The sequence below is a fragment of the Butyrivibrio sp. MC2013 genome (assembly GCF_000424585.1).
In the GTDB taxonomy this organism is placed as follows: domain Bacteria; phylum Bacillota; class Clostridia; order Lachnospirales; family Lachnospiraceae; genus Butyrivibrio.
This window is the reverse complement of the sequence record NZ_AUKE01000007.1, coordinates 159,865-178,996: the sequence shown is the minus strand read 5'-3', so window position 1 is coordinate 178,996 and position 19,132 is coordinate 159,865. Positions and strand designations below refer to the sequence as shown.

The following is a 19,132-nucleotide window of genomic DNA, read 5'->3' as shown; positions in this document are numbered from 1 at the left end:
TAGACTTTAGATTGTTAGGTGATAACAATTCTAATGAGGAGGATAGCAATATGAAAAAAAGAACGCTTGGATTTCTAATGGCGCTGTTAACGACTTTTACTATGCTGGCAGGTTGTGGTGACAAGGTGGCTATAGGGGATGAAAATGCTCCTACCAATTCTTCCGCAGATTCAAAGGAATCAGAAGAAGGGGCTTCTGACAAGGAACCTGTGACGATCCAGTATTTTACCTGGACCAGCGGCTCCATGAGCGCTATAGAGCCCATGGTTGAGAAATTCAATGAGACTAATGAAGACAATATCACAGTAGAGGTAGTACTTAAAACAGGTGAGTGGCAGACTGCGCTCAAGACTGCCATCCTTTCAGGACAGGCGCCTGATATTCTCCATGGCGTAAGTGATGTGGCAGAAGCTCTGAGCAACGGATGGATTGAGCCCTGGGACAATTATCTTTCAGAGGATTTTAAAGAGAAGATCAATCCCTATACCTACAAGGTGGAAGTAAACGGCGAGCTTAATACCTATGCCTTTGTATGGGGCGCCAAGACCTACAAGATGGCTTATAACAAGGAACTCTTCGAAAAGGCAGGCATTACTGAGCTTCCCACCAGTTGGCAGGAAGTATATGAGGACGCAAAACTCATCACAGAGGCAGGTAACGGAGACTATTACGGCTTTGGACTTAGCTCTGCTGCGTCAGGATCTGCAGTACCCTTTATCATGGAGCCTGTTGGAGCTCTTGAAGGCTATTACAAGATGGGCTACGACTTTGCTTCAAACAGATATGATTTTTCCTATGCAAAACCCTATATAGAGCTTTTCAGACAGATGATCGCTGAAGGCATCACCTTCCCCGGAGCAGAGACACTGGACAATGACAGTCTTCGTGCTCAGTTTGCGGCAGGCAGGATCGGTATGATTCCTTCAGTTTCATGGGACTGCGCAGCTATCAACACACAGTTTGAAGCAGATTGCGACTGGGGCGTATTTGAGTGGCCTGTTGCCATAGACGGAGAAAATAAAGGTGCACTTTGCCTTAGAGATTCTGCTAATTACATGCTGTCAGCAACAAGTGAACATAAAGAGGAAGCTGCTAAGTTTGTAGAATTTATGCTGGGCGAAGATTATCAGTCAGAGCTCTTGTCCAAGGCTACTGATATGTCTGTACTTCCCTGGGCTCTTGAAGCAGCACAGGATAAGCCTGCAGCCCAGTTCCCTCAGTGGGTTGAGTACAGCCCTTCAGAGGATATGGTACAGGTATCCAATGTTAATCTGGGAGTGCAGATCACAGGTGATAACGAATCTACAACCTTTGCTCAGCTCATCGACTCTCCTGATATGGATATAGATGCTACTCTTGCAGACCTGTCAAAGCGCTACAATGACGGTCTTTTAGAGCAGGCCAGGATGGATGAAGAGAAGGCAGCTGCAGCAGGTAATGATATAGCCTTCCTTGGCAAGATCATGACTGTTAGTGATTTTGATCCCATGAAAGCCATCGATCCGGAAAAGATCCATTATGTTACTGCCGATGAATGGCAGGCTATGCAGGATTAAGAAGAGGAGCAGCCATCTATGAGATCTTCTGATTCTGCAAAGAAGCTCAGGAGGAGTGTACCGGCCTACCTCCTCCTGGCTCCTACTTTGATACTATTCTTTGCTATGGGAATCTATCCCATAATATGGGCACTTAAATATTGCCTCTATAACTATGACGGAACTACAGTTCCTATCTATGTCGGACTGAATAATTTCAGGAAGATATTCGATTTTCATTCTTTTGCCACGTATTGGACATCTTGGGGAAGGACCCTTATGTATGCTCTGATCAAGACAGCGATAGAGATCCCGCTGGCTTTCATATCTGCCCTTTTGGTCAGCGGTAAGGTTAGGGGACGCACCTTCTTTAAGACACTCTTTTATATGCCTCAGATTCTTCCAAGCTTTGCAATATTTATGGTGTTTGGTATCATGCTTAATCCCTTCAATGGTATCATCACAGGCTATCTGAGCAAAATGGGTGTGATTACGCCGGGATACAATCTTTTGTCCCATACCTCCACTGCTTTTTTGATTGGTGTGCTTTCCGATACGTGGATTTTTTTTGGACTGAACATGCTCTTTTTTATAGCAGGGCTCACCAATATTCCCAAGGATGTATATGAGAGCGCCAGCGTAGACGGGGCCACGGATATGCAGCGCCTCTTTTACATCACTATTCCCATGATGGCACGCATGAGTCAGGTTATCATCATGCTCTCTCTTGTGGGCTGTCTCAAGGCTATGGGCTCCTATTTTATCCTGACTAAGGGTGGTCCGGGGCACAGCACAGAGCTGACCTTCATGTATATCTACAATCTCTTCTTCCCTAGTGGAACTACGGCTCAGTACGGCCTGGGAGCTGCGGTGGCGGTTGTATCTGCAGTGATAGTGGGATTTATTACAGCAATTTATCAGCTCGTTACCGAGCGTATGCAATACGATTAAGGTGAATAAATGCGTAAATATATTAAACTGATCCAAAATGCAGGGATTTATCTCTTTTTGATAACCCTTAGTATTATCGTGCTTTTTCCCATAGCATTCAGTATTATGGGCTCACTAAAGCCTGTTTCGGAGCTCCTCACAGACAGCGGCTTCTGGCCGCATAAGGTGGTATGGAGCAATTATACAAGGGCCTTTAAGGAGGCTAATTTTCTTGGGTACATCGGCAACAGTGTTCTCTATGCATCAGTGGGTACTGTGATATCTATGTTTAATGTCTGTGTACTTGGCTTTTGTATAGCCAACCAGGAGTTTATAGGCAAAAAGGCTCTTCGCCTTTCAATCCTTGCTACCATGTTTGTAGCTCTCGGGCCCATGACACTCTATCCAAAGCTTGAGATCATGAGAAATTTAGGTCTTACAGGAACAAGGCTTTCTATTATCCTGGGCACTATCACAACAGCAGGTGCGGAAGTCTTTATTTTCGAAGCTTATTTCAAAAGTCAGGGACGGGCCATTGATGAAGCGGCATCCCTTGATGGCTGCAGCCTTTTTCAGAGATTTTTCTATATAGGTATACCTCTGGCTAAGCCCATGATAGGCACTTTTTCTATTATCTTTTTTAACAGGATATGGAATGACTTCTTCTGGCCTTATGTCATGACCTTTACCAATACCAGGATCCAGCCTCTCGTAGTGGCAGTCATTGCCCTCAAGGATTCCACAGGTGAAGCTGCTACGGAGTGGGGGCTGCTCCTTGCGGGAGCAAGCCTTGCAATACTCCCCGTTGTAGTTGTCTATGTATTCACCAGCAGGTGGGTTATCTCCGGCGTGACTGAAGGCGCTGTCAAGATGTAGGGAGGCAGCAGCATTTATGGAATATGGCAGATTTACAGATAATGGACGCTCATATGAGATATCTACTCCGCTTACTCCCGGAGACTGGACCAATCATCTCTTTAATGATGAATACTATCTTGAACTTAGTCAGACTCTTCAGGGAGAGGCTTATATAGTAGATGATTATGTTAGAAAAAAAGTATTTTTAAAAAACAGATTTTTCTATTTAAAGGACCAAAATGACAATGAGGTCTGGAGCCCCTGCTATTACCCGCTTGGCAGCAAGACAGATGAATATCGCTGCATACATGGTATCCATTCCACAGAGCTTATATCTTCTTATCATGATATATCTACTTCTATCAAGGTCTTTGTACCGGCGAAGGGTAGCAGGGAACTGTGGAAGATCAGTATCAGTAATAAGGGAGAGCTGGACAAGAAACTCTCCCTCTTTTCCTGTTTTATGCCTTATGACCATGGGGTTATGGGCGGCAAATGCGAGTATGATCCTGAGAGTAAAGCGATCATCAAGCATGCGCCGGCCTATCACGCTTTGTATGAAGACTATGAGGCTACTCTTTCAGAGAAGACTTATATATATACAATATCAGATACTGAGCCGTCTTCCTTTGATATGAGCTTCTTTCGCTTCTTTGGCCCGGGGGTCCCTTCATCGGTTCCCGCTGCGGTTACAGCAGGAAGGCTAAGCGGGGTAGCAGGAGAGGCAGAGGATTTTTGCAGCGCCTTTGCATATGATATCACTTTGATGCCGGGAGAGAGCAGGGTTATCTGCCTGGAAGCAGGAGCTACAAGTGACCCCGGTGAGATCTCTTCTCTTAGCAGATCCTTTTCCTCAAGCGAATATGACAGACTGGAAGAGGAAGCTGTCAGGAGCTGGAAAAGGCAGCTTGGAGGCTTATATATAAACACTCCGGATAAGGACCTTGATGCCTTTGCCAATTACTGGCTTAAAAAGCAGATCATAGAACTGACTACTCACAACAGGGGAGGGACTTACTGCCCTGTCAGGAACAGGCTCCAGGATGCAATGGGCCTTGCCATGATAGACCCTGTCAGGGCCGGGAACTATCTTTTAGATGTTATAAGACTTCAGCATAGAGACGGCTTCTTGCAGCAATGGCATGATACCTCGGGAGGACAAGGCGGTGCCCTATGCAGGCTTCGCCATACAGATGGCCCTGTTTGGCTGGTCATCTGCCTGGAGAGCTGGATCAGACGTATGGCAGATGAGAAGCTCTTCTTTGAAACTGTTCCCTATGCTGATGGAGGGAAGGGTACTCTCCTTGAGCATATGATCATGGCTCTTAGATACCTGGCCGATCACACAGGAGAGAGAGGGCTGTGCCTCATGGGAGACGGAGACTGGAATGATCCCATTAATGGCGCCGGGAGAAAAGGGAGAGGCGAATCAGTCTGGCTATCCGAAGCCTTTATATATGCGGTCCGTAGGCTTATGTCCATCATGGAGCGCTATGATCCTATGGCAGCAAAGGAGCTGAGAGCAGCTGCAGGCAAGATGAGAGAATCTGTGAATGAGCACGCCTGGTGCACTGACAGATATGCGGCTGCAATAGATGATGACGGCGTCCTTTTAGGAGACGTATCTGACAGGCTCTTTCTTAATAGTCAGTCCTGGGCTGTAATAGCTGATCTTGCAGATGAGGGCAGATATAGACAGCTATTTGAGATCATGGGGCATGAGCTTATGACTCCCTTTGGTCCCCTTCTTATGAATCCTCCCTTTTATAAATGGGACCCCAGATGGGGCAGGATCAGTGTGAAAATGCCGGGCACTACAGAGAATGGTTCTGTATACTGCCATGCATCCATGTTTTATGCCTATGCACAGGCTCTTATGGGTGACGCAGACGGCCTCTACGACACTATCAGACGTACCCTTCCCACCAATCCCTATAATCCGCCCTCGGTGAGCCTTCAGTGTCCGACTTATCTTGCCAATTACTATTACGGTATAAGGACGTCTCCTAACTATGGCAGGAGCAGTAGGCACTACGGAACAGGAACTGTGGCCTGGATGCTCTTTCTGATAATAGAAGAGATCTTTGGCATCAGGGACGGAAGTGCTGATACTATAGATCCCTGCCTTCCTTCCGAATGGGACAGGGTATCCTGCAGGATAAAGACAAGGGATGGCATGCGCAGCATCAGTATCAGGAGAGATACTGGTAAAGAACAGGGTTACATCATTACTAACAGGGCTTATGACGGTGATATCACCGCTACTTGGCCGGAAGATATTTGAATGGAGTGGAAAAAATGACTAAAGCCGGAAAATATATGTCAGATATTCATCTTGAGGATTATACAGAGCAATATGAGAGCCTTAAAGCATCGGCGGATACTATGGTATTTACAGGGGGCAGAAAGAGCATATCCTTAAATGGCAGCTGGCATTATGCAGTTGACCAGTATGACACCTGCCTTCGTCAGAAGTGGTTTAACGAGAGATATATTGATGACAAGGGATTTACCCTTCCTGTAGATTATTCTTTTGATAGCTGGCCTCTTATGGAACTGCCTTCATGCTGGAATACTCTCGAGAGAGAGTATCTCATCTACGACGGCAGTATGGTCTTTACCAGGTGCTTTAAATATGACCCGGGTCAGGGAGAAAAGGCCATCCTCAGGATTGGAGCGGCTAATTATATCTGCAGGGTATTTCTAAACGGCCAGTATATAGGAATGCACAGAGGCGGCTCTACGCCTGCCTTTTTTGATATCTCGGAATATGTCAGAGAGGACAACAGGATCATCATAGCTGTGGATAGTACAAGGCGTCCTGAGCAGGTACCTACAGAGAATACAGACTGGTTTAACTACGGAGGGATATACAGAGATATAGAGATCATCCCTCTACCCGGGCTCTATATCAAGGATTTCAGGGTATCGCTCCTTCCTGATGACAGCTATCACAGGATAAGAGCACAGCTGCAGCTCTCAGAAGCCCTGGATACCACAGCTATCTTAAAGCTTAAAGAGCTGGGAATTAATATGAGCATAGATGTTAGAGGCGGCCATGGAGAACTGATAATAGAGGCTGAGCCGGAGCTCTGGTCTCCGGATAGTCCCAAGCTCTATGATGTGAGCCTTAGCTGCCAGGGAGATATGGTTACTGACAAAGTAGGCTTTAGGCAGATCAGCGTCAGGGGCAGGGATATACTCCTTAATGGTCAAAAGGTATTTCTAAGAGGTATCAGCTGCCATGAGGAGAGTGTAAAGGGTGGTAAAGCTCTGACTCATGAGGAGAGAATAGAGAATATAAAGCTGGCCAAGGAGCTTGGCTGCAACTTTATGAGGATAGCTCACTATCCTCATCATGAAGATATGGCAATGCTTGCTGATGAGATGGGAATGCTCCTTTGGGAAGAGATACCTGTATACTGGGCTATTCGTTTCGACAGAAAGGCTACATATGAGGATGCAGAGAATCAGCTTAGAGAGCTTATGATCAGGGACTATAACCGGGCAAGTGTGATCGTATGGTCTGTGGGCAATGAAAATGCAGACTCGGATGAGAGACTGAAATTTATGAGCAGCCTTGCAGAATGCGCTCATAAAGCTGATGATACCCGCCTGGTTTCTGCTGCATGCCTTGTGGACAGTGAGAAGGTAGTGATAGCAGACAGACTTGCAGACTATCTGGATGTCATAGGCATCAATGAATATTGCGGCTGGTATACCCCTGACTTTGAGATGCTGCCCCTTCTTATGAAGAACTCTGATCCATCAAAGCCTGTTATCATCACAGAGTTTGGCGCGGATGCTCTATCCGGCCTTCATGGAAGTATAGAGGATAAGGGTACAGAACAGTGCCAGGAATATGTATATAAAAAGCAAATAGAGGTTCTTAAAAATATAGATTATATAGGGGGCATGACTCCCTGGATCCTCTATGACTTCCGCTGTCCAAGAAGGACTTCTGATATACAAAAATACTATAACAGAAAGGGCCTTTTGTCAGAGGATAAGAGCTACAGGAAGCCTGCCTTTTATGTCCTTCAGTCTTTTTACAGAGAAATGACAGATTAAACACTCTTTCTATATCTGCTGGGCGGCATGCCCACGATATTCTTAAAGAATTTCTGAAATACCACCGGGTCCTTGTAGCCTATCATCCTTGATACATCACTAATGGGATAGGAAGTGCTCTTTAATATCTCGCAGGCCCTGTTTATACGGTACTGCGAGATGTAGGACTGGGGTGAGGTATTGAGGTATTTCTTGAAAATAGAGCATAAATAGCTTCTGTCCAGGCCTACGTAGTCAGAAAGGCCTGTTACCGACAGATCTTCTTCCATATAATTCATCTGGATATAGGAAATAGCCTTTTGGATGTAGCGGTACTGCAGAGGCATCCTTTCTATGGGAGCCTTTCTTGTGGCATTCTCCACAAGCTCTGACAAGAGGAGATAGAGCAGGGACTGGAGCTTGAGATTGGTAGCATATTTATAGGCATCATATGTATTGACCATCTCCAGCATGCAGTTCTTTACAGTATCATCCTTATCATATGTAAAGACCGGATTATCTGCATTTAGAAAGGCCTGATTCAGGTATATCTGGGCGTTCAGCCCGTTAAAACCCACCCATACATATTCCCAGGGGTCGTCATGATCTGCCTTGTATTGGGATACTACGCCGGGGCACAATAAAAAGCCCTGTCCTTTTGTAAGCTCATATTTATTGCTTCCTATGGTGAGCACACCCTTGCCGCCTATGACATAGTGGATCACATAGTGGTCTCTCATGGCAGGACCAAAGGAGTGATCCGGCTCACATTGAGAGGTGCCGCAGTAGTTCATGTAGAGATCCGATGACTTGGAATTGTCATTGACATGCACTACCTTCATGGTCTCGTCTATATACAGCTGCTGCCAGGGTGACCTGTTCTCTTCTATTACCTCTCCTGTGGGAGAGAGTATCACTGAATCTACACTTTTCATTACTTTTCTTTCTTTAATATCTTTTATTGATATTTCGTTTTCTCTGATTTTCAGCGTATTTACTATCACCTGTCAGGATGATATCACTTTTGTCAATCTTTCCATCAGCATTAATTCACAATATACCACAAATCATCTGTTTTGAAAAACAAATTAGTCTATTTGTGAGAAGTCCTATGCTTTATTATTAAGATGTCAGATGGGGGTAATGAATATGAATACAGCAGAAGTTTCTTCAAACGAACTAAATATAAAGGGAATTGGGGCGGAGGTCATGACCCAAAATGACTCATCTCATGCCAAAAAACGAGGCTTTTTGCATGAGATCAAAAAGAACCGGACATTGTATATCATGTGTGTACCGGGACTGGTTTTTCTTCTATTATTCTCATACATACCCTTGGCGGGAATATGGATGGCCTTCACAGACTACAATGTCGTGGATGGCATATTCGGAAGTCCCTTTGTGGGATTAAAACATTTGAAATATTTCTTCTTTGGGACGGGAATGGGTCCCAAGTCGATTTACAATACATTATTTCTAAATTGCTGGGGCATCATACTGGGACTTGTATTTCCCATCAGCATAGCGATCTTCTTTAATGAGATCAAGGGTAAGCTCTATAAGAAGTTCACCCAGAGCATGATGTTCTTCCCCTACTTTCTCTCCTGGGTGGTTGTGGGTACTCTTGTATACGGCCTCTTTGCTACTGACGTGGGAGTGGTCAACAGAGTTATCACCTTCTTTGGCGGGGAGAAGATACGCTGGTATGCAGATGGACGCTATTGGAAGCCCATCCTCATAATCGCCAACGTCTGGAAGTGGAGCGGATATAATTCCATCATATATCTGGGCGCTATGACAGGCTTTGACGCATCCTTGTATGAGGCTGCAGAGGTGGACGGTGCCAATAAGATCCAGCGTATCCTTCACCTGACCATCCCTATGCTCAAGCCCACAGCAGTAGTGCTGACACTTATGAGCATAGGCCGTATCTTCTTTGGCGATTTTGGTATGGTATACGGTATCATAGGCAATAACCCTGTTATAGGTGATTCTGTGGCAGTCATAGATACCTATGTATACTCCTGTATGAGGTCTCTGGGCTTTTCCTATTCAACAGCTGTAGGCCTGTTCCAGTCCATCATGGGTCTGATCCTCGTAACACTTGCCAATGCAGCAGCCAGGAAAATCAATGACGGGGAGGGTCTCTTCTGATGAAGGTTAGAAAAAATAAAAGCGATCTTTTGCTTCAGATATTTGCATATATTTTTATAGGTTTTATAGGTTTTGTGTGCTTCTATCCCCTGCTTATGACACTTAGCGTATCCTTTTCCTCTGAGAAAATGATCGCTATGAAAGGGTATTCGGCACTGCCGCAGGGCTTTACCTTCAACACATACATCTACATATTCGGGAATAGCGGATTAGAGATCTTAAGATCCTACGGTGTGACCATATTTGTAACAGCGGTAGGTACCTGCCTGGCACTGTTTATCACCAGTATGCTGGCCTTTGCAGTATCTATCAGGGATCTGAAATATAGAAATGCTATATCTTTTATCTGTAATTTTACGATCATATTTGGCGCCGGACTTATCCCCTGGTATTTTATGTGTGTGAATTTCTATCACCTCAAGGACAGTGTTGCGGGACTGATATTTCCCTCTATGTTCAGCGTATGGAATATGTTCCTGCTGCGTACATATTTTAAGGCTATCTCACAATCTCTCTATGAGGCGGCCAGAATAGACGGAGCCGGATACTTCCAGATATATTCAAGTATAGCAATGCCTCTTAGCAAGACTCCGCTCCTTACTGTGGGGCTTATGTATGCATTGCAATATTGGAACGACTGGTGGAACGCACTGATGTTTGTGGACAATAAGAAGCTGTGGCCGCTTCAGTATCTGCTCTACAATGTACTATCCAATGTAAATGCCGTTAAGTCAGGCCGCTTACCGGCAGGAGCAGCAGCCAACATCCCGCTTCCATCTGAGACCGTCAAGATGGCGGTTACCATCATCACTATCGGACCTGTCATTTTTGCATACCCCTTTGTACAAAAGTACTTTGTAAGCGGTGTCATGACAGGCGCAGTCAAAGAATAGGATTGATCTTAATAATTAGCCGGCAGATTAAGAATATTAGAGGAGGATTTCTAAATGAAAAAAAAGATATGCAGTATGTTACTAACCATGTCCATATTGGCTTCTACTATTGCCGGATGCGGCAGTGCTGCAGGATCAGGTAGCGCAGCTGACAGCATTGATAATGAAGCAGTACCTGCTTCTGATAATGCAGCAGTAGAAGACGCCGGAGAGATCACTATCTATTATCCCGGCGATGAGACAGAGAGGTTTTCGGAATTTCTACAAAATGAATTCGCTGAGAAGATCTATAACGACATAGGACTGAAGGTAAATATGATCTTTGTACCCTGGGATCAGTACTGGACCAAAAAAGAGATCATGCTGGCAGCAAATGAGACAGTGGATCTGTATTGGGACGGTCTTGCAAATCTCTCACTGATCGTTAATAAGAAGCAGGCTCAGCCTCTTGATGAGCTGATCGAGGAGTACGGCCAGGATATGCTCAAGGTCCTGCCCATGTCCCAGGTTGAAGGCGGCCTTGTAGATGGCCAGATCTATGGTATCCCTTCCGCATACGGCCCCAGTTCAGGAATCTATCAGCTGGTATGTGTAAGAGAGGATATCCTTGAAGCTGTAGGAATGGATAAGATAGAGACACCTGATGACCTTATGACTTTTGCAGAGAAGGCCAAGGAGCAGTTCCCTGAGATGAACGGACCTGCTGATATTATCTTCAAGCCCCTTACCAGATACTTCCAGGATCATCAGCTTACCTGGATCGGAACAGATGTATTTACCGTTCTTGATGAAGAGACCGGTAAAGTATCCAGCTACTATGAGTCTGACGCATTTAAGAAGGTAGCCAAGTTCAATGAAGAGATGTACCGGAAGGGTCTCTATGCAGATGAGCTGACAACCAATTACAACGAAAAGGATTCACGTATGCAGACAGGCCTCTATCTCTGGGTTGAGGCTTCCATAGGCAAGGACCGCGAGATCATCAATGCTGTACAGCAGAATGCTCCCGAGGCCGAGCTTAAGACCTATATCCTGGCACCTGAAAAGGATAAGTATATCTCCACATCAGGCGGTGAGGTTCTCTGTATTCCCTATTCTGCAGCCAATAAAGAAGGCGCTATGAAGTTCATCAACTGGATCTATTCATCACCTGAGAACTACAGATTCGCAATCTATGGCGTAGAAGGTAAGGATTATCAGATGGTAGACGGCAGAGTAGAGAAACTGACTCAGGAAGATTTCTTCTATGAATGGATGTTCAGGAACAAGAACTATCAGCTCTTTGACCAGACAGTATCTGATGAGTACATCGAGACTTATGAACACTGGGATGATGATGCCAAGATCTCTTCCGCTCAGGGCTTTATCTTTAACAATGAAAATGTGGTTGAGATAGAGACTGCGATCACCGAAGTAACAGCATCTGATTTTGCACCTCTCAGAAGCGGCTTTGTAAGTTTTGATGATCACTATGACGAGGCTGTAGCCAAGCTCAAGGCAGCAGGCATAGACGAATATGTTGCCGAAGTACAGAGACAGTATGATGAATTCAGGGCTTCCAAGGAAGGCAAATAATGAGAATAGAATTCCCAAAGGACGAGTACTGGTATGGAGGCCCTGTCAAAAACGGCAGTAAAATGCCTCTGTCCCATGATAGCAATATAGTGATCGACACCAGAGTTAATCGTACTCCCAATCAGGCAATGCCCCTCTTTATATCCACTAAAGGGCGTTATATCTGGAAAAAAGAAGGCTTTATGATCTCCTTTTCGGAAGGGGTAATAGAAATAGATGATGACTGTTTTATTAGCGAATGCTATGGAGATCTAAGGCGCGGATATCTAAAAGCTATGGAAAAGGAGTTCCCCTTTAGAGGGGGAACTCCCGCACCGGAGCTCTTTAAAAATCCTATATATAATACCTGGATAGAGCTTACCTTTGATCAGAATCAGAAAGATATTCTGTCTTATGCTGATGGGATCCTTGAAAATGGCATGCCTCCCGGAGTCCTGATGATAGATGACGGCTGGAGTGAATATTATGGCAACTGGTCCTTTCATACGGGCAGATTCCCTGATCCGAAGGCTATGATAGCTTCTCTTCATTCAAGGGGCTTTAAGGTCATGCTCTGGCTCTGCCCATTTATCAGCGCAGACACTGTAAAATACAGAGAAGCTCTGGCAAAGGGGATACTTATTCGGGATGAAAAGGGTGAACCATACATTGTCCACTGGTGGAATGGTTTCTCCGCAGTCCTTGATATGTCCAACCCTAAGGCAGTAAGCTGGCTTTCCTCTCAGCTTGATGCTCTCACTGATATGGGCGTGGACGGCTTTAAGTTTGATGCAGGGGATAGCTTCTTTTACGAAGCCCCTAATCAGACTTTTGCTAATACCAGTCCTAATGAGCAGTCTATCCTGTGGGAACGATTCGGAGAAAAATATCCTTATAATGAATACAGGGTTACTTACCTGGCAGGCGGAGCGCCTGTATTACAAAGGCTCTGTGATAAGCAGCATTCATGGAATACTGAAGGCATAGGAGGCTTGATGCCTGATTCCCTCTTACAGGGTCTTACAGGACATCCCTTTAGCTGTCCTGACATGATAGGCGGAGGAGAGTATGTGAATTTCCATGAAGCTCTGGGCAGCAGATTTGACGAAGAGCTCTTTGTCAGACACTGCGAGATCGCCTGTCTGATGCCTGCGATGCAGTTCTCAGCAGCTCCCTACAGACTGCTGTCAAGTAAGAATTATGACAAGATACTCTCTTGCATCAGACTAAGAGAGAGCATGAATGACTACATAATGGAGCTGGTCACAGCTGCCGGCAGCACGGGAGAACCCATTATCCGTTATATGGCCTATGAATTTCCCGGTGAGGGCTGCGACACGGTCATAGACCAGTTTATGCTGGGTGACAGATATCTGGTAGCACCTATTTATGAAAAGGGAGCCAGGGGAAGAAATGTATTTCTTCCTAAAGGTGACTGGATCAGAAATGGACAAGTAATAACCGGAACAGGAGATTATAGGTGGTTGGATGAAGGAGAGGAGCCTCTTATCCTCTTAAGGTTGAAGACATGGACAGACAAAAGCTAATAAGGGCTGCTGCTGCATTTGAGGGATGTGATAAGGATAATATCCTGTCCGTGACCCGCCACGGTCACGGACATATTAATGATACATATCTTCTGCAGCTGAGAAGTGGCAGATTTAACAGGTTGATCCTTCAGCGTATCAATACTGATATTTTCACAGACCCCATTGGCCTTATGGATAATATCCTGAAGGTAACAGAGCATATCAGGGCTACTGCAATAGATCCCCTAAGAGAGACTCTCACGGTGATAAGGACCAGGGATGGTCGTCCCTGTTACAGGGATGAGGATGGCAGCTACTGGCGCATCTATCTCTATATAGAAAATGCGGTGTGTCTTGAGAAAGTAGACAATCCCAGGGATTTTTATGAAAGCGCGGTTAGTTTTGGACATTTTCAAAGACAGCTAAGTGATTTTCCTGCTGATTCTCTTATAGAAACTATTCCTGATTTTCATAATACCGTTAAAAGATACCTGGACTTTGAAAAGGCCGTCTCTATGGATATAGCAGGAAGAGCAGCCTCTGCTATGCAGGAGATAGCATTTGTAAGGAATAGACGCGAAATGATGTCCAGGGGAGAACTGCTGCGTAAAAATGGAGAGCTTCCCCTTCGCGTAACTCATAATGATACCAAGCTAAATAATATAATGATGGATCCGGAGACCGGCAGGGGCATATGTATCATTGATCTGGATACTGTGATGCCGGGCCTGTCTATATATGATTTTGGTGATTCCATACGTTTTGGTGCCAATACCGCAGATGAAGACGAGATGGATCTGTCCAAAGTAGGCCTGGATCTGGAACTGTATAGGCTCTATGTACAGGGCTTTATTAAGGGTGCTGAGGACAGTCTAACCCGGGCTGAGATAGATAACCTCTCCTATGGAGCCTGGAATATGACCATGGAATGCGGCATGCGCTTTTTGACAGATCATTTAAATGGAGATGTGTATTTCAAGACGGCCCGGGCAGGACATAATCTCTGCAGAGCCCGTAACCAGTTCAAACTGGCCATGGATATGGAAGATAAACGTGATGAGATGAAGATGATAGTAGATGACTGCAATAATAAGCGAGGACTTGTATGCTTGAACTGATCACTGCTTGTAAGGGATTTGACGAAATCAAAAAGGCATATTCAATCTATATAAAAATAGAAAATGAAGTGGAAAAAGAGCAGGGACCTCTAATAGACAGAGGGCTTATTGCTTCTATTACTGATGCATATGATGTTCCGGATAAGCTTGCAAGACGCTTGTATACAGGACTTGATGAGATTGAAGCTGATACGGAGCTTTTGGCACTCTTTAATTTCCTTAGATGGGATATCTGTAGATACAAGAAGGGAATAGACGGGGATTTCTATCTGCATTTTGATTTTGATTATCCTTCTAACTGTCCTGATGTGAGGAAATTCCTTCTCCTCCTCTCCTGTATATCTGTAGGGAGAAAGGCTCTTGAAGACAGAAAAGTCCCAAGAGAGATATATGAAGCCATGCCTTATCACAGGATAGGACCTCAGGTGCAGCAGTATAAGGAAACAGGAAGCTGTGAGGTCCTGGATTTTAATTGGGACAAAAATTTCTATGCTTCCACTATATTTCTATTTGACAGGTTTTATTTTACACCATATACCTTTGGAGACCCATTCAGACTATACAGGAACAGGATAAATGACAGGGTAATAGGCCTTTATGACGGTGGCTATACAGTAACTGTCCAGGGGCAGCCCTGTGAGCCGGGCTATGACATATCCGATAGTTCTGAGTACATATCATGTAGTCAAAGCCCGGGAGAAGGTTCTTTTACCACATCATATTCAGAGGATGCTGCTGCATATTGCGGCAATATCATCAATCCCTGCGGTATCATATCCCGCAGACAGATGAGCCTGCCTAAGAAGGATTATGAACCTGCTCTGAACAGGGGAGACCTGCTCCTTGCTTTTCATATTCCTTCGGGTGAGGGCTATAATCCAAGGCGCCTTGAGAAATCCATGAACCTGGCTTTGGAATTTTATGACAGGTATTTTCCGGAGCTGGATATAAAGGGCTTTTGGAGCGAGAGCTGGCTCTATGATCCCATGCTCTCACTTCTTCTTGATAAGGATACCAATATAGTATCCATGCAGAGGAGATTCTATTGCTATCCCATAGGAGCAGGTTCGGAGATGCTCATAAAGGAACTGGGGATAGCAGCTTATGTATCATACACTGATGATCATCTACCTTATATAGATGAGGATGCAGTAGCGGAGGCAGATAAGGACAAGCTCACGTCTCTTCAGAGAAATGCACTTACTATCATGCGCAGGGGCTATGATTTCCATACTACATCTATGATAGTTCTAAGGGATGATGTACAGGGTATCAGTCACAGGTATCCCTATCTCAAGGAAGATCATATCAGAGAATACAGGGCAGTAGTCAGAAATGCCGGTATAAAGATAGAGCAGCTGGAAATGATAAATGTCTAAAGAGTTGCGGGCGGGGGGTAGATATGAGAGTAGCATTAATAGGCGCCGGACAGCGCGGCAATATATATGCAGGCTATATGAAGGACAAAATGGGAGTGGAGATAGGAGCTGTGGTGGATATATCCGGTGAAAAGCTCTCTATAGCAGCAGACAGATATGGCCTGGATGATAAATTTCTATTTGATGATATTGATAAATTTCTAAATGCTCATATGGAGCTGGACGGAGTCATCATATCTACTATGGACAGGGATCATTACAAGGAGACTATCAGCTGCCTGAAGGCAGGCTACGATATCCTTCTGGAGAAACCTATATCTCCTGATCCTGCAGAATGCCTGGATATATTAAGGACTGCGAGGAAGACCTGCAGACGCATCATGGTCTGCCATGTCCTTCGCTATACCAACTTTTTTGCCACTATCAAAAGCATCATAGATTCAGGCGAACTGGGCCGCATAGTGACAATAGAGCATACCGAGAATATAGGCAATTTCCATATGGCTCATTCCTTTGTCAGGGGCAACTGGAGAAATTCTAATGAATCCAGTCCCATCATACTTCAGAAATCCTGCCATGATATGGATATACTTCTATGGCTTACAGGAAGCAGAGCTTCAAAGATATCCTCCTTTGGTGATCTTACATATTTTAGAAAAAAGAATGCTCCTGAAGGGAGCACTGAGAGGTGCTGTGATTGTCCTGTAAGTGACAACTGCCGTTTTGATGCTGTCAAAGCATATCTTCCTGTGCGCGGAGGCTGGCCTTCTGAAGTGATATGCCATGATCAGAGTGAGGAAGGGCTAAAGGAGGCTCTAAAGACCAGCCCCTATGGCAGATGTGTGTACAGATGTGATAACAATGTATGCGATCATCAGGTGACCAATATCCTCTTTGAAAACGGAGTAACGGCATCCTTTCACCTTACAGGACTTACAGATAAGATGCACAGAGTGATCAGGGTGATGTGCGAGGATGGTGAGATATATGGTGATGATCTCACAGAGGAGATCATTGTCACACATTATTCATCCAATGCTCTATACACAGGTCAGAGCCGCATGATCAATGTGGTCAGTGAAGAGGGCTTTCACGGAGGCGGTGACTATGGCCTGACAAGGGACTTTGTCAGCATGATATCAGGAGGAAAAACCAAAGCTCTCTCCGGAATAGAAGAGTCCATTGACAGCCACCTTATGGCATTTGCAGCAGAAGAGTCAAGGCGTGGCGGGGGCGTTGTGGAAATGGGCAGTTTTACTGCAGGTTTACAAGGTTAGGTTTTGCATAACCTTGTCACTTGTGAAAATGCAACAATATTTTATGGCTTACAAGAGACCTTTACGGCAGGATATTTGTGAAAACCGTAAAGGTCTATTTTGTTGACCCTCTTTCTTCACTGATGTTACGATTAGTTTAACGTAAAACGTAAACGTCAGCGGGAGGAACAAAGAGAATATCCCATCTAAAACTTGATATACATATTTGATCTTTGCTTGTTTCGTTGAACGTTCAACCAAAATGAAGGGGGTCCAAGTTATGAAAAAGAAACTGCTCAGTATCCTGTTATTATCAACAATGACTTTGGCAGCTGTCACAGCATGTGGTAACAGTGAGGCACCGGAAAGCACCCAGCTTGAAGAGTCATCAGAACCTGCACCTGCTGCAGATAAGGCAGAGGATGCCGGTGATGAGAAGACGCAGGAGGAGGCAGCTCCTACATCAGATAGTGCAGAAAAAGAAGTTACCATTACTCTTGGAATCTGGCCTGAGGACACACTTACAGATGATATCGCTGTACACGAAGGCTATGTGGAGACCATGAAGGAGCTTCATCCGGGCGTGACTGTTGTTCCTGCTTATTACAAGTATTCTACAGATACCTTTATGCCTATGGTAGAATCCGGCAACTGCCCTACCATATTTGAGAGCTGGTTTACAGAGCCTCAGAAGCTCATAAATGCAGGCGCTATTGCTGATATCACAGATGAGCTTGCAGCAAGAGGCTGGCTGGATGCCATGAATCCTTCTATCAGAGAGCTCCTTTCTGATGAGAATGGCCGTGTATATGGTATTCCCCGTGACGGATATGCTCTGGGCCTCATGCTCAACATGGAACTCTTTGAGGAAGCAGGCCTTGTAGATGATGAAGGATATCCTATTGTACCAAAAACGTGGGATGAGCTTGCAGAGACAGCAAAGAAGATCAAGGATGCTACAGGCTCTGCAGGTCTGTGTCTTCTGGCCAAGGATGCAGCAGGCGGCTGGCACTTCTCCAATATCGCATGGGCCTTTGGTGCTACCCTCTGCACAGAAAATGCTGATGGAACCTTTACAGCTGACCTTAACAGCCCTGAAGCAGTCAAGGCTATGGAGTTCGTCAAGAGCCTCAAATGGGACTATGACGTACTGACAGCCGATCCCCTTTCCGAAGACTGGGGCACAGGCTTTACACAGCTGGGCACAGGCGGAGCTGCTATGTATATAGGTGCCAATGATGCAGTAGCACAGCCCACTCAGGTCAACGGACTTCCCGTAGACAAGCTTGCTATGTGCGCTATTCCTGCAGCAGACGGCGGACAGTTCTCATTATACGGCGGCACACCTTATATGTTCTCCAAGGATGCTACACCTGAAGAGATTAATGCAGCACTGGACTACCTTGAGATCATGGGCAAGGCTCCCGTTGCTACAGAGGCTTCCATTGCAGGTATGAAGGCTGATGCAGAAAACAAGGTCGCTAATGGAGTGCCTGTTATTCAGAGATTCCCTTGCTGGGTAAATCAGGACGTCCTGGATGCAGAGGCCGCCATTGTTGAAGAGTATGGCAACGTAGATCCGAAGCTCTATGAGACCTATTTTGCAGCTGCATCAAGTGAGGGACTTCATCTTGAAGAGCCCGGCTCCACACAGGATATGTACGCTGAGCTGACCAAGGTCCTTCAGACAGTACTTACTGACAAAGACAGCGATGTACAGGCTCTTATGGACCAGGCAGATGCCAATTATCAGAAGATCCTGGATGACACCTTTGGTGCAGCCAACTGATCATCTATCCGGGAAGAAGAGGATATGAGGACATGAGATAAATGTCATGGACCTTATCCATTCAATATGATCTATACAAGGGCCGGG

General features: G+C 45.2%; 14 protein-coding genes. 13 read left to right on the top strand and 1 reads right to left on the bottom strand.

Translation table 11 applies throughout. From position 1 onward, the window contains the following. The first annotated feature begins 50 nt into the window (after positions 1-50). The 5 genes from G636_RS0105350 to G636_RS0105330 are packed head-to-tail and all read left to right on the top strand — an operon-like array spanning position 51 to position 7,394. Complete coding sequence (locus G636_RS0105350; protein WP_026507203.1) at positions 51-1,556, top strand: ABC transporter substrate-binding protein; 1,506 nt, start codon at positions 51-53, stop codon at positions 1,554-1,556. A gap of 18 nt (positions 1,557-1,574) precedes the next feature. After that, positions 1,575-2,486, top strand: a complete 912-nt coding sequence (locus tag G636_RS17420) for a carbohydrate ABC transporter permease (protein WP_051226553.1) — start codon at positions 1,575-1,577, stop codon at positions 2,484-2,486. Positions 2,487-2,495: 9 nt separating this feature from the next. Beyond that, positions 2,496-3,341 carry a carbohydrate ABC transporter permease gene (locus G636_RS0105340; protein ID WP_026507202.1) on the top strand — a complete coding sequence of 282 codons (846 nt, stop codon included), beginning with the start codon at positions 2,496-2,498 and terminating at the stop codon, positions 3,339-3,341. 16 nt (positions 3,342-3,357) lie between these two features. Next, positions 3,358-5,607: a GH36-type glycosyl hydrolase domain-containing protein gene (locus G636_RS0105335; RefSeq protein WP_026507201.1), complete on the top strand. Its 2,250-nt coding sequence runs from the start codon at positions 3,358-3,360 to the stop codon at positions 5,605-5,607. Positions 5,608-5,621: 14 nt separating this feature from the next. Then, a complete protein-coding gene (locus G636_RS0105330; RefSeq protein WP_026507200.1) occupies positions 5,622-7,394 on the top strand; it encodes a glycoside hydrolase family 2 protein in 1,773 nt (590 codons plus the stop codon). Here the strand turns inward: G636_RS0105330 and G636_RS0105325 are convergent. Further along, complete coding sequence (locus tag G636_RS0105325; protein ID WP_081668277.1) at positions 7,391-8,308, bottom strand: AraC family transcriptional regulator; 918 nt, start codon at positions 8,306-8,308, stop codon at positions 7,391-7,393. The genes G636_RS0105330 and G636_RS0105325 overlap by 4 nt on opposite strands. Before the next feature lie 214 nt (positions 8,309-8,522). Between G636_RS0105325 and G636_RS0105320 the strand changes: the two genes are divergently transcribed. The 8 genes from G636_RS0105320 (at position 8,523) to G636_RS0105285 (ending at position 19,045) form a co-directional block, all read left to right on the top strand. Beyond that, positions 8,523-9,527, top strand: a complete 1,005-nt coding sequence (locus G636_RS0105320) for an ABC transporter permease (RefSeq protein ID WP_242826924.1) — start codon at positions 8,523-8,525, stop codon at positions 9,525-9,527. Continuing rightward, positions 9,527-10,420 (top strand): carbohydrate ABC transporter permease, encoded by an 894-nt coding sequence (locus G636_RS0105315; RefSeq protein ID WP_155832323.1) that lies wholly within the window; start codon positions 9,527-9,529, stop codon positions 10,418-10,420. Before G636_RS0105320 ends, G636_RS0105315 begins: the two co-directional genes overlap by 1 nt. 54 nt (positions 10,421-10,474) lie before the next feature. Then, positions 10,475-11,995: an extracellular solute-binding protein gene (locus G636_RS0105310; RefSeq protein WP_026507196.1), complete on the top strand. Its 1,521-nt coding sequence runs from the start codon at positions 10,475-10,477 to the stop codon at positions 11,993-11,995. Further along, positions 11,995-13,521, top strand: a complete 1,527-nt coding sequence (locus G636_RS0105305; RefSeq protein ID WP_026507195.1) for a glycoside hydrolase family 31 protein — start codon at positions 11,995-11,997, stop codon at positions 13,519-13,521. Before G636_RS0105310 ends, G636_RS0105305 begins: the two co-directional genes overlap by 1 nt. Further along, a complete protein-coding gene (locus G636_RS17415) occupies positions 13,503-14,621 on the top strand; it encodes a phosphotransferase enzyme family protein (RefSeq protein WP_035778835.1) in 1,119 nt (372 codons plus the stop codon). Before G636_RS0105305 ends, G636_RS17415 begins: the two co-directional genes overlap by 19 nt. Then, entirely contained in the window at positions 14,609-16,000 is a 1,392-nt protein-coding gene (locus tag G636_RS17410) for a hypothetical protein (protein ID WP_051226551.1), read from the top strand. The genes G636_RS17415 and G636_RS17410 overlap by 13 nt, the downstream gene beginning before the upstream one ends. A 23-nt stretch (positions 16,001-16,023) precedes the next feature. After that, a complete protein-coding gene (locus tag G636_RS0105290; RefSeq protein WP_026507194.1) occupies positions 16,024-17,277 on the top strand; it encodes a Gfo/Idh/MocA family protein in 1,254 nt (417 codons plus the stop codon). A gap of 259 nt (positions 17,278-17,536) precedes the next feature. Further along, entirely contained in the window at positions 17,537-19,045 is a 1,509-nt protein-coding gene (locus G636_RS0105285; RefSeq protein WP_026507193.1) for an ABC transporter substrate-binding protein, read from the top strand. The last annotated feature ends 87 nt before the right edge of the window (positions 19,046-19,132 follow it).